At 65.5% G+C, this 11,499-nt stretch carries 13 protein-coding genes; 10 read left to right on the top strand and 3 right to left on the bottom strand.

What is annotated here, in order from left to right:
• Nucleotides 1–7: 7 nt before the first annotated feature.
• From AB0C34_RS17175 to AB0C34_RS17220, 10 genes are all read left to right on the top strand, one after another.
• Nucleotides 8–2,272 carry a Helicase associated domain protein gene (locus tag AB0C34_RS17175; protein ID WP_357073230.1) on the top strand — a complete coding sequence of 755 codons (2,265 nt, stop codon included), beginning with the start codon at nt 8–10 and terminating at the stop codon, nt 2,270–2,272.
• An 839-nt stretch (nt 2,273–3,111) separates the two neighbouring features.
• Entirely contained in the window at nt 3,112–4,257 is a 1,146-nt protein-coding gene (locus AB0C34_RS17180; RefSeq protein WP_357073233.1) for a type IV toxin-antitoxin system AbiEi family antitoxin domain-containing protein, read from the top strand.
• Nucleotides 4,208–5,122, top strand: a complete 915-nt coding sequence (locus AB0C34_RS17185; protein WP_357073236.1) for a nucleotidyl transferase AbiEii/AbiGii toxin family protein — start codon at nt 4,208–4,210, stop codon at nt 5,120–5,122. Before AB0C34_RS17180 ends, AB0C34_RS17185 begins: the two co-directional genes overlap by 50 nt.
• 75 nt (nt 5,123–5,197) lie before the next feature.
• Nucleotides 5,198–5,620 (top strand): hypothetical protein, encoded by a 423-nt coding sequence (locus AB0C34_RS17190; RefSeq protein ID WP_357073239.1) that lies wholly within the window; start codon nt 5,198–5,200, stop codon nt 5,618–5,620.
• Between the two features lie 91 nt (nt 5,621–5,711).
• On the top strand, nt 5,712–5,870 hold the full coding sequence (locus AB0C34_RS17195; protein WP_357073242.1) for a hypothetical protein: 159 nt from the start codon (nt 5,712–5,714) through the stop codon (nt 5,868–5,870).
• Nucleotides 5,871–6,135: 265 nt separating this feature from the next.
• A complete protein-coding gene (locus AB0C34_RS17200) occupies nt 6,136–6,693 on the top strand; it encodes a hypothetical protein (RefSeq protein WP_357073245.1) in 558 nt (185 codons plus the stop codon).
• Nucleotides 6,680–7,012, top strand: coding sequence for a hypothetical protein (locus AB0C34_RS17205; RefSeq protein WP_357073248.1), 333 nt, complete (start codon nt 6,680–6,682; stop codon nt 7,010–7,012). Before AB0C34_RS17200 ends, AB0C34_RS17205 begins: the two co-directional genes overlap by 14 nt.
• Nucleotides 7,013–7,073: 61 nt before the next feature.
• Nucleotides 7,074–8,357 carry a DNA (cytosine-5-)-methyltransferase gene (dcm, locus tag AB0C34_RS17210; protein ID WP_357073789.1) on the top strand — a complete coding sequence of 428 codons (1,284 nt, stop codon included), beginning with the start codon at nt 7,074–7,076 and terminating at the stop codon, nt 8,355–8,357.
• The gene (locus AB0C34_RS17215) at nt 8,357–8,950 is read left to right on the top strand and encodes a recombinase family protein (RefSeq protein ID WP_357073251.1); all 594 of its coding nucleotides are present in this window, start codon (nt 8,357–8,359) and stop codon (nt 8,948–8,950) included. The genes dcm and AB0C34_RS17215 overlap by 1 nt, the downstream gene beginning before the upstream one ends.
• Entirely contained in the window at nt 8,947–9,603 is a 657-nt protein-coding gene (locus tag AB0C34_RS17220) for a hypothetical protein (RefSeq protein ID WP_357073254.1), read from the top strand. Before AB0C34_RS17215 ends, AB0C34_RS17220 begins: the two co-directional genes overlap by 4 nt.
• Nucleotides 9,604–9,704: 101 nt before the next feature.
• On the opposite strand, the gene AB0C34_RS17225 is transcribed toward AB0C34_RS17220, so the two are convergent.
• Genes AB0C34_RS17225 through AB0C34_RS17235 form a run of 3 tightly spaced genes read right to left on the bottom strand, consistent with a single transcriptional unit; the run spans nt 9,705 to nt 11,348 of the window.
• Nucleotides 9,705–10,283 carry a hypothetical protein gene (locus AB0C34_RS17225; protein WP_357073257.1) on the bottom strand — a complete coding sequence of 193 codons (579 nt, stop codon included), beginning with the start codon at nt 10,281–10,283 and terminating at the stop codon, nt 9,705–9,707.
• A gap of 58 nt (nt 10,284–10,341) precedes the next feature.
• Entirely contained in the window at nt 10,342–10,689 is a 348-nt protein-coding gene (locus AB0C34_RS17230; protein ID WP_357073260.1) for a hypothetical protein, read from the bottom strand.
• Nucleotides 10,686–11,348 carry a hypothetical protein gene (locus AB0C34_RS17235; RefSeq protein ID WP_357073264.1) on the bottom strand — a complete coding sequence of 221 codons (663 nt, stop codon included), beginning with the start codon at nt 11,346–11,348 and terminating at the stop codon, nt 10,686–10,688. Before AB0C34_RS17235 ends, AB0C34_RS17230 begins: the two co-directional genes overlap by 4 nt.
• Nucleotides 11,349–11,499 lie beyond the last annotated feature (151 nt).

Consider the following 11,499-nt stretch of genomic DNA (forward strand, 5'->3'; position numbering starts at 1 on the left):
CTGCGAGGTGAGTGAACGAGCACGACCGCGGCTGCGGCCGCATCAACAGGCCGCCGCCACGGCGGCGGTCGCACAGCTCCTCGGCGGCGGACGAGCGACAGTGGTCGCCGCCTGTGGAACAGGCAAGACGTTCGTCGGCGCGGCGGTCGCGGACCGTCTCGCCCCGCACGGGCGGGTACTGATTTTGGTCCCGACCTTGGAGTTGCTGGCACAGAACGTCGCGGAATGGATGCGGTGGGGCCGCGGCGGCCAGGTGATCGCGGTGTGCAGCCAAGCCGAAGCCTTGCATCAGCACCATCATGCGCCGGTCGGGGAAGTCAGCACATCCCCCGCGGTGATCGCCGCCCTCGGGCGAGTCGAGGCGACCGCGACGTGGTTCGCCACCTACGCGTCCCTGCCGCAACTGACCGCCGCCCAGCATGACCACGGCCTGCCCGCCTTCGATCTCCTCGTCGCCGACGAAGCCCACCGCACCGCAGGCAGAATGGGTCGCCGCTGGTCGAGCGTCCACCACGACACACTGTTGGCCGCGACTCGGCGGCTGTATCTGACCGCGACACCACGAGTGTTCGACGACACCACCGGCGATGAGATCGCTTCCATGCACGACCCGGCCGTGTTCGGCCCCATCGTGCACCGGCTCGGGTTCGGTGAGGCGATCGACGCGCAGCTGCTCGCCGACTACCGCGTCATCGTCCCCGTGGTCACCGATACCGAGCTGGCCGCGCTCGCCACCACCGGCTCCGCCGGATCCGAACTCGCTGCCCAGATCGCGGTGCTACGGGCCGCGACCCAGTACGGGCTGCGGCGGGTCATCAGCTACCACTCCCGAGTCGCGGGCGCGCGCGGATTCGCTACCCGCCTACCCGAGGCCTACCATCTGCTGCCCGCCGCCCAGCGGCCAGCCGACTTGTGGTCGGGCTGGATCACCGGCAAACATCGCCTCGCCGAACGCCACCGCGCCTTGCGTGAGTTACGCAGCGACACACACGACTTCGCGTTGCTGGCCAACGCGCGGGTGCTCAACGAAGGTGTGGACGTGCCCGCGGTCGACGCCATCGTGCTCAACGACCCGAAACGCTCCATGATCGACACCATCCAGGCTGTCGGTCGGGCGCTGCGCACCGGCGGTGTCCGCGGCAAAATCGCCACGATCGTCGTGCCCGCAGTTATCTCTGGCGACGACGATCCCGAATCAGTCTTCGACAGCGCCGGATACACCACGGTGTGGCGGGTCCTGCGTGCGTTGCGTGCCCACGACGACCGACTCGACGAACGCCTCACCGCGCTCGCACGCGACCCTGGCAGTGGTCGCGAGGACGCAGCGGCCGTGTTGGACTGGCTGCACATCGACGGGGTGCCCCGTGCCGGAGATCTCGCGCTCGCGATCTCTTTGCGCCTTATCGACCCGAAATCGGCCGAGTGGCGTCGCGGCTACGCCGCGGCGCGGCGCCACCATGCCCGCCACGGGCACCTCGACACCACCCAGGACTTCCGTGACGACAAAGGGTTCCGCCTCGGCGGATGGTTGTCGTGGCAACGTTGGCTCCATCGGCAAGGCAGCTTGCCCGCTCACCGGGTCACCGCCCTGAACGACCTCGGCATCGTGTGGGAGCCCCGCAAGGACCAGTGGGAACGGGGAATGACCGCCGCTCGCCGCTTCCACGCCGAACACGGACACCTCTCAGTGGAACTGGGCACCATCGTCGACGGGATCAACCTCGGCGCTTGGCTGCACAACCGCCGCACCCGCAGCGAGGCGCTCTCCCCTGCCCGCCGTCGCGAACTCGACGCGCTGGACCCCTGGTGGAATCCACCGTGGCGCCTGTCGTGGCAACGGCTCTACCGATGCGCGTGCGCCTATCACGCCGAGCACGGGCACCTCGAAATTCCCCGCACCCATATCCGCGACAACATGCGTCTCGGCGAGTGGGTGCACGCGCAACGCCGCAGCCGCGACACACTCGATGACCGCCAACGTGAGCTACTCGACGCCCTCGGGATCGACTGGAACACCGTCTCCCCCTTCGAAATGGCGTGGCGGCGTGGCCTGTCCGCCGCGATCGACTACTACGAACAGCACAATCACCTGCAGGTCCCCCAGAAATACGTCGACCCTTCCGGCTACCGACTCGGCATTTGGATCAGTGCCATACGCTCACGCCGTCGACAGGGCAGTCTGCCCTCTGGACGGATTGCAGCCCTCGACGCCCTCGGCATGACCTGGACCGCCCCACCGAAAAGCCAGACACAGATTGCTGACCTCGAGTAGAAGCCGCAGAAGCCTGAACAACAACAAGCCGTCGCAGCAGTACCTGCGTCGGCTTCGATCCTGAGCCTGCTCAGACGTGTCATTGGTTGATGGGCATCGCGACGTTGGCAGGGCCCTGTCGAACAGCAGCTCTTCGTTGTGCCGCGTCGAGGCCGGTCGCCACCCGGCGCGGCGATCGGCCCCGCGCCGCGCACACCAGGCTCTCGTACTGCCCGGCCCCCATAAATTTCCATGGACCGACGCTGTCGAGTCTGCTGTATTATTCGAGACGTCCTCTGAACGAGAGAGGCTGGCCTCGTGCCTACCGAGACCGGCCTGCCCGGTGGCTCTGCTAGAAGAGTCCACCGCTCTCATGTAGGGCGCTTACGAAGTGGTAGACCGCCGTTGCAGCGTTTACCAGGTGGGCCGTCCGGAGACACACGTCTCTGGCGGCCCATCTTCGTTGTTTCACCCGTCGTGTAACGGCGCCCATCTTCGGCACGCTCCCGATGGAGACCCGGAGTCCGGGCTTCCCGGGGCCGGAGTCTTTTTCGGCTTCCAATCACTCCGCTCGTGACAAGCGCCTACCCACCTGGCCCTCGGCCATTACCGCCGTCGTGGTGAACCACCGCATGAGATGCGCCCGCCGAACTCGAAGTCCAGAGAGGGCAAACCTGGTTGGGCCGGCTACTCGGCGGTGATTGCACGTTTTCAGCTGGTGTAGACGCTGCACACTGTTGCCGCCGCTATACCGTGCGCAACACGCATAAATCTGCCCCGTTACGGCAAAAATAGTGTTGCGCACGCCAACAGTAGGCGCACATGCGCACTATTGCCGGTCTTAATGCTATTTTTGACGTATGGCACGAGAGGAACTGCTGCTCGAACTGGCCGATCTGGCGGGGGTTCAGTGGGGGCTGTTCACCTCTGCGCAGGCGGTGGAGCTGGGGTTCACCGCCCAGCAGCTCAAACGGTTGGCCGATTCCGAGCTGATCACCCGGCTACGGCAAGGCGTGTACCGGTTGACGGGCACACCGCAATCACCGGCGGACCCCGTTCGCGCCGAGTGGCTGGCGCTGGAACCCAAGCGTCTGGCCGGCGAGCGGCTCGCCGATGAAGCGCCGGTCGGGGTGGTGTCCCATCGCTCCGCGGCCCGGCTGCAGGAACTAGGTGACATCGACGCGGATATCCACGAGTTCACCGTGCCCCAGCGGCGCAGCACCCGCAGCCACGACGTGAAGTTCCGGATCCGTGAACTCACCCGTCGCGACTGGCACCTCGTCGAAGGACTGCCGGTCACCCGGCCACTGCGGACAGTGCTCGACCTCGCGGCCGACGGGATCGACGGCGGGCACCTCGCCACCATCGTGCGAGACGCCATCCTCACCGGTGATGTCACCCGTGACGAACTCGCGACAGCATTGCGCCCCTTCGCTCACCGCTATGGCATGCCCATCGGCGCCGGGTCCGCGCTGGTCCACAACTTCATCGGCCAAGCGGGAGTCCCGGAGGCGACCCGATCACTGACGCGGGACATCAGTTTCCCCTTCGCCGATCTCACTGCGGCAGTGGCCCAACAAGCGGGCGGCCCCTCGAAAGCGGAGGCAAAGCTGCTCGACCTTCTGCTCAACCAGCACACAGGGACTGCGGCGGCCGCCGTGTGGGAACAATGGACCGAAGACTTCAGGAAGCGTCACGCAGCCGCACTCAACCTCATCCCTACGTCCCCAGCGCTCGACGCTACGCTCTTCAACTCGATCAAATCCCCTGCCACCGATCCCCTACCGAGCATGGCCGCTTTCGTCAAATGGAGCGCGCTGTCCAGTAAGCTCTTTGAGAATTTCTCCGAGGCAGCGCTGAACGCGGAATCCACGCGAGATTCCCACGTCCGGACGACCCCACGCAGCGCTGCAGCCGAGAAGGCCAGTGAGGGCGACAGGGAGGGCGACAAAGGCAGTGACGCCGAAATACCCGACCGACGGCGGATTTCAAAGAGCGATCAATGACCGGCTCAAAAAGCAGGCGCACACACTGAAGCGGCCCACTGCCGAACTACACCGCGAATTCTTCATGCAGCGCATGCTGGCCAGGGTCTTCCGCGATCCTGCTGGGCCCTGGATCCTCAAAGGCGGCACCGGACTGCTGGTTCGCATCCCTGGCGCCCGTCACAGCGAAGATATCGACCTGCTCCACCCCACCACCAGCCTGGATCAGGCATTCGAAGAACTGCGACACCTCGTGGAGACCGCCAGCCAACTGGACCGCCTCACCTTCGGGCTGGACGTCAAAGCCCGCCGCGAGGACGTCTGGCAGCTGCGTGCCACACCACACCTCGGCACCAACGCGCTGCAACACTTCCCGATCGACCTCACCGCGGGGCGACAACTCATCGGCGAGATCGACCGCGTCTCACCGAGACAGGTCATCGAAATACCCGACCTCGACCCGCCACCGATGTTCTCCTGCTACCCCTTGGCCGACCAGATCGCCGACAAACTGGCCGCCATGTACGAGTTCCACGGCGCGGCGCGACTCCCCTCGACCCGGTGGCGTGACCTCGTCGACCTGCTGCTGATCATCAGCAATTTCGAGTTCGATGCCGCGACCACCTGCGCTGCACTCGACAAACAACGCCAGTGCCGCGCCGCGCTCGAGCTGCCCGCCGCCATCCGTGCGCCCGGCCCGACGTGGGAGACCGAATACCCCAAACTCGCCGCCACCACCATCCTGCCCACGCTCCTGCATCCGCTCCACGAAGCCCTGAGGCACCTCGGCCGATGCGTAGACCCGCTCCTGGCCGGCACCCTCACTTCCGGGCGCTGGGATCCTGAACGAAACTGTTGGGACACCGTCGTCTACGCCCACGTATGACCGCATCGGGGCTGAACCGTTGCCGCACTGGATATCTCGGCATGACATGTCGGAGGCTGGTGCGAGTATCGGACCATGGGATCCGAGTCGTGGTTCGGCGAGTGGCAGGCAGCCATACACGCACACCGGGAGAGGATGCAGCGGGCAGCAGGCATCAACAGCGTCCAACTGATCTGCCACCAGGACACTTGGCGCGCACTCGACTGGCTCTGGGAAATTCCCCTCCTCTTGGACAGACATCCAGCCCGGGTGCCCGACAACCGCATCAAGGAGCTGGGAAACGGCAGCGTCGAAGTGACACTTTCCGGCCCGAGTTTGGTGACGTTGCTGAAACTCACCCACCGGCCGCGGGTCGGCCCGGATCGGCGAGCACTCGTCAAGCGGACGTACCAACAGCTCGCGAAAGTCATCGACGTCGTCGATCCGGAAGCCAGTCCTGGCCGACCGATTCCGCCGATCATGCTGGACGACAAGCTTCGCGAGACACCCACGAGCTGAGTATCTCGATTCTTCGTCAGCGCCGTCATGAGGTGAGTTCTCGGTAACCGTCTCTGCTTCAGTGGGTGTGGGTTCGCGTCATCTCGCAGGTGTGCCCGCATCCAGCCGTGCGGTCGGCGTCGGTGTGGACGCCCTCCTCATCGGCGGCGATCTCAATCTGTTCGGCGATCAACCGCCGGCGCCCGCGACCGAGTATGGATTCGCCGACGAGTCCAGCCAGAGCAGCGGCATCCAGCCCTCTCCCGTCTGAAAACCAAGGCGGCGTACTCGTTCAGATCATGGATGGGTTCCAAGCGCGGATGGCAGGGCGTACTCCCCCGCGTTCAGTGTCGAGCACCGCGTTGGACCTTCTGTGCGTCGCCGGGGCGCCTTGATGAGTCCACGATTTGTCTCGACGCCAAGGTTTCGAGACATCATTGTGGAAGTGCTTGCCGGGCAAGGAGTCTCAGGTCACAGAACCGGAAACGGTTGTTACTGAGTAAAATTATGAGACAAGCTCGAGTAGGAAGGTCGAGATGGCGCACAACTGCTCCGTAATCCCCGAACACGTGCACGCTGGAATCCAGGAGGCTGGGTGGTCTGGGATCGTGCTGCCCGAGACCAAAATCAGTGACTACGTGGTGTATCCGGTCATCAACGTCGACCCGGCCGTCTGGGCCGACCGAGTCACCGAACACCAGGGCCCAGAACTCGACCGATCCACCCTCGCCCTCTGGGAAGCCTGGACCGCCGATCTCGGCGAGCAGCCACCCCGGCCGGCGCTGTCGATCGTCGGGTTCATCTCGACAGCTAACCGGCCTGCGGCGGCGCTGCACGCGCTCGACTCCCTGGCCGGATACGGTGCCGGGCTCTGGATCACCTCCGGATCCCACGGCCCGACCCGGTGGGCACTCGCAGAATTCGACGTCGCCGACATGTGGGTCGCGCACACCCGCAACGCTCAGACCACAGTGCTGGTACAGGGACGCCACGGACCCATCAGCACTGCCCGCCGAATGACATCCACCCGGCACAAGGAAGAACTCCTGTTCCAACACGCGCTGGTCAACGGGAGCAACCGTGCTGCTGCCTGAGATCAAACGCGCTCCCAGACTGCGGGCTGTACCCGACCTCAACGACGACCACTACGAAATCCACGCGGGCGCACTCACCCCCAGCCATATCGGGCGAACCATCGCCATCAAAACCGAGACCGCTGTCATCGCGGGACCGCTCACGTCGCTGTGCGAATCACGACTCGAGGGCCGAGCACGCCTCCTTCTGCGCGTCGCAACAGGCAGCACTATCGGCGAACTCACCCTCGGTCTGCATCCCGCACACCCCGTCACCGTCCTTCCGGCCGACTACGCACTCTCCGTCGTCGCTCGAGCTCAGGCCAGCGACGATGAGTGACGCGCAAGGCCATCAGGCGCCACCGGCTGCGGGCCGTTGCGCGGGCACGGCGGGCGCGAGAATGGTGGGGCTGTTCGCCGGCATCGGTGGACTCGAGCTCGGCCTCGGCGCGCACGGCTGGCGCACCGAACTGCTGTGTGAGATCGATTCGGGTGCGCAGGCGGTACTTTCGGCGCACTTTCCTGGTGTCGAGATCCAGGGGGATGTCACCCGGTTGCGTGCACTGCCTACCGGAACCGAGCTGGTGGCGGCAGGATTCCCGTGCCAGGACCTGTCCCAGGCCGGTCGCACCGCCGGAATCACCGGCGCGCGCTCGGGCCTAGTGGACGAGGTGTTCCGGCTGGTGCGCCGTAGACGCGGGCCACGGTGGCTGCTGATCGAGAACGTGCCATTCATGCTGCAGCTGGGCCGCGGGCAGGCGATGCGGCACATCACGGCCGCACTGGAGGAACTCGGCTATATGTGGGCGTACCGGGTGGTGGACGCGCGCGCGTTCGGACTGCCGCAGCGCCGATTGCGGGTGTTGATGCTGGCCTCACGCACCGATGATCCGCGGCCGGTGCTGTTCGGCACTGATGCCGGGCCCCGCACGCTGGGGGATCCGGACATCGATCCCTGTGGCTTCTACTGGACAGAGGGGGTACGCGGGCTCGGGTGGGCAGTGAACGCGGTGCCGACGCTCAAGGGCGGTTCAGGGCTGGGTATCGCCAGTCCGCCGGCGGTTCGGCTGCCGTCTGGGGAGATAGTCACCCCGGGAATCACAGATGCCGAAAGGCTGCAGGGTTTTTCGCGCGACTGGACCGCGCCCGCAGTGACAGCCCCCGGCGTGCGACCCGGACACCGCTGGAAGCTCGTTGGTAATGCTGTGAGCGTGCGCATGGCGAGTTGGATCGGCGGCCGCCTGACTACCCCAACTGGTGAGGCGCTGCCCGGCAACCGCGAGCTGACTGGGCACCGCTGGCCATCCGCGGCGTGGGGCCGAGCCGGGAGGGCGTACGAGGTGGCGGTGTCGGCATGGCCAGTCCACGAACCGTACGAGGACCTGTGGCGCTACCTCGAAGACGCCCCATTGCTCTCGGTGCGCGCCACCGCCGGATTCCTGCACCGGGCTGCCCGCAGCACTCTGCGCTTCCCGCCAGGGTTCCTGACCGACATGCAGAACCACCTACTGCGCATGAAAGAACTTTCTCAGGAAGCAGGATCGTGCCAACTTTCCCCTGAGTCCACGCCTTCTACAGCAGGCCCTGTCTCCGCCGCGTCGAGGAGATACTCACCGGACCCGACGCAGACGGGCCGCCACCGCGGCGAACGTCCGGCTAGCCGGGCTCACGAGGTGGCGTGCTGATGGAGTTTGGATACGCAAGAGTCAGCACCACGCACCAGGACCTCGAACGGCAACTCGTCGCGCTGCGCGAGTACGGCATTCCGGACGAGCGGATCTACACCGACCGCAAGACCGGCGCCACCATGGACCGACCCGGATGGAGGCGTCTGCAGCAGATACTGCGGGAGGGTGACCGGATCGTGGCCACCAACCTCGACCGGTACGGCCGCAACCTGCGCGAGTGCCTCAACATCGTGCACGAACTGCGCTGCCACGGTGTCGGGGTCACGACCCTCGAGGACCCGATCCCGATAGACACCTCCGGTGAGTCCCCGATGGCCGAGATCGCCGTGGCCCTGCTCGCGCTGTTCGCGCACATGGAACGAGTGTTCATGCGTGAACGCGCCGCCCACGCCCGTGAGGTCGCCTCGGCCAGCGGAGTACGGGCGGGCCGGCCACGCAAACTCACCTCCGACCAGCTCGCCGGCGCCCGGGCTGCGCTCGCCGCCGGTCAGAAACCCGACGCTGTCGCCGCCGCGTTCGGCGTCTCCCGCGCCACCCTCTACCGACACCTCGCCGAAACCACCAAACCGAGCACTGGAGACACCGAATGAAAGGACGAGAAATGCACTGGGAGAACACACCAGCCCAGCTGACCGACGCGGAGGTGCGGGCGCTGGCATTGCACGATCCGGATGAGGAATGGGAGCTGCGCGCCGACTTCACCCCGGCCGCCGCCGAACTGGCCGACGCGCTGCGCAGCACCGCGCTGGGGACAGTCGAGGGAGACGGCTACGGGTGTGGTCACGGTGCGACCTGGCTGCTGCCGCCGCATCTGCTGCAGGTGCCGGCGCCGCTCGCACAGGCGATCGCCGGAGTGGAACTCGGGTTGCCGGAGGGGCCGTGGCCGGAGTTCGGGCGTACCCAGTGCCCGATCGACTGGCCCGAGCTGATCGACGCCCACCCCGACGCGCTGACCTGGAATCACGCGATGTTGGAGAACAACCTCGGCGCTGGTGCGGACGCCATCAGCACTGCGTACCGGATCCTTGCCGCCCGCGGCTGCCGTCCGTCCATGGATGTGTGCCTGTGGGTCGAGTCCGACGCCCGGATCGCCATCGAGCCCCTGGCCCTGTTCGCCGACGACACCGTCGTCGATGTCGTGTTGAGAGGCCAGGTAGACGAGATTCTGGTGGCCAGTGGACGCCCCCGCAACCTACTGCGCGACGACGAGCCGGGCGGGTACTGGTGCCTGGAAGCGGCCTGAAAACCTCCTACACAGAACGAGAACCGGCCGGGCTACTACCCGGCCGGTTCTCGCGTTCACAGGGTCGCACAGGACTGGTGGTGGCGGATTCCCGCCGTGGATCAGCTCGAGATGTCATTCGCCGGGCCAGTTCGCGGTGGCTGCATCCACGCACACCGTTCATCCCAGGTAGCCGTGTAGAAGACCTCGGCGCGCTCGGTGTTGTCGCGATCAACCAGTACCGCGTAGCTTCCGGTGTCGGTGTCGTGGAGTTGTATAGACCATTCCGCGGGCAAGGTTGCGCCCACGAACAGGTCATCGTTGACGATCATTGATACCCCCTTGTTGACCCAACTGTTCTCGTTGTCAACGACCCCCGCTGCGGTGAGTTCGTCCCACACCTGCCCATGTCCGTCGACGGGAAGCCAGGATCTCCTGACTACCAACTCCTCCAACTCCTCTCGCTCGCGGAGACGTTCGCGGTGGTAGACGTCGGCGAGATATGAGGCTAAGTCTTCCTGTGCAAGCTCGGGATAGCAGGCAGCGAGCTGGTCGACAACCCTGTGGGCTTCGGCGGCGGCTTTCTCGGAATCGCCACGTTCCGGGGACATCGCAGACAGTGCGGTGACGCGTCGGACTTGTTGAGCTGCGCGCGCAATGTCCCTCGTCAGATCGAGTTGGTAACTGAAATCTTTGGTCATTCTGGTGTTGCCTCTTTGCGTGTGATGGGTGGATTCTCCCAAGACCGTGCGCAATCGCTTACTGTTCGACGCGGTGGTTGTAGGCATCGCGTCCGGCGTCGGTGATGCGCCATCCATCCGGGCCGCTGCGCTCGATGAACCCCCTTGCCTCGAGCTGTCCGAGCGCGGCCGTGATCAGGATTCGCCCGGCGTTGGTCGCCGCTTCGCTGTCTTTGACGGGATCGATCGTGACCGCGATGCGGGTCGCGGTCCATGCTTCGCCGTCGGCGAGGCACCGCATCGCGGCCAGCTGCGGCGGCCCGAAAGACACACGGTCTTCGCGGCTGCCGCCTTTGACGGTGAGCTGCTGGGCGGAGAGGTCCAGAGGGTCCGAGGAAGGTCCGGCTTGTTCTTCGTGCTCAGTCACATGACCTCCCAGAGCAGAGTTTCCGGCGATCGCAGCGCTGCACGGCGTAGTTGCTTCATAGCTGCTAAGTCTGCACGCAGCGCTTCGACATCGGGATAGGTGTATACGCGCTCAGGGACGTCGGTCCACGCGGTGAGCGATGATCCTCGTCGACGCAGCGCGTAGACCAGGTTGTGGCCGATCTTCAGGGAGGCTACGTCCAGATTCCGTGGCAGTGCATCGGTGACTGTGGGAGGCATCAGCAAATGCACTGCATCAGCCCCGCGCCAGGCAGGGATTTCATCGAACTGCAACGGTGCGGTCGGCATCCATTCCGAGTGATGCCATGGGTAGATGCCATCACCACCGCCCGCGATGGTGGGGAATTCGTAGTCTCTACAGTGGGCGCGTTGACCCGACAAGTTCTCCCAAAGTTCCACCCACAGCGCATACAGCGGCATCGGCGTAGCGACAGCGCCGACGGACGCCAGGAATGTCGCCCGCAGACGACGGCTCTCGAGTTCGAGTTCGTCATACCGGCGGCGATCAAGACCTCGCGGGCGATCCAGCAGGCTGTCGAGTGAATCGAGAAGGTTTTTGATCTGCAGTCGCTGCTCACGCAGTCGCTGCGGATCTCCAGCGGGAATGAACTGGGCTACTTCGGCTGCGGAGTTGCACACCGTAGCCATGCCACCGCAGACGCGGCATCCGCCGGGAAGAGAGACTGCCGCTTCGGACTGTGCAATGCGCAGGGATCCGCACGTGCTGCACAGGCCGGTGAAGTCATCGAGATGCACGAGGCCTGCGAGCTCGCGGGATGTACTCCGGATT

The organism is Nocardia sp. NPDC049220 (assembly GCF_040647855.1).
Lineage (GTDB): Bacteria > Actinomycetota > Actinomycetes > Mycobacteriales > Mycobacteriaceae > Nocardia.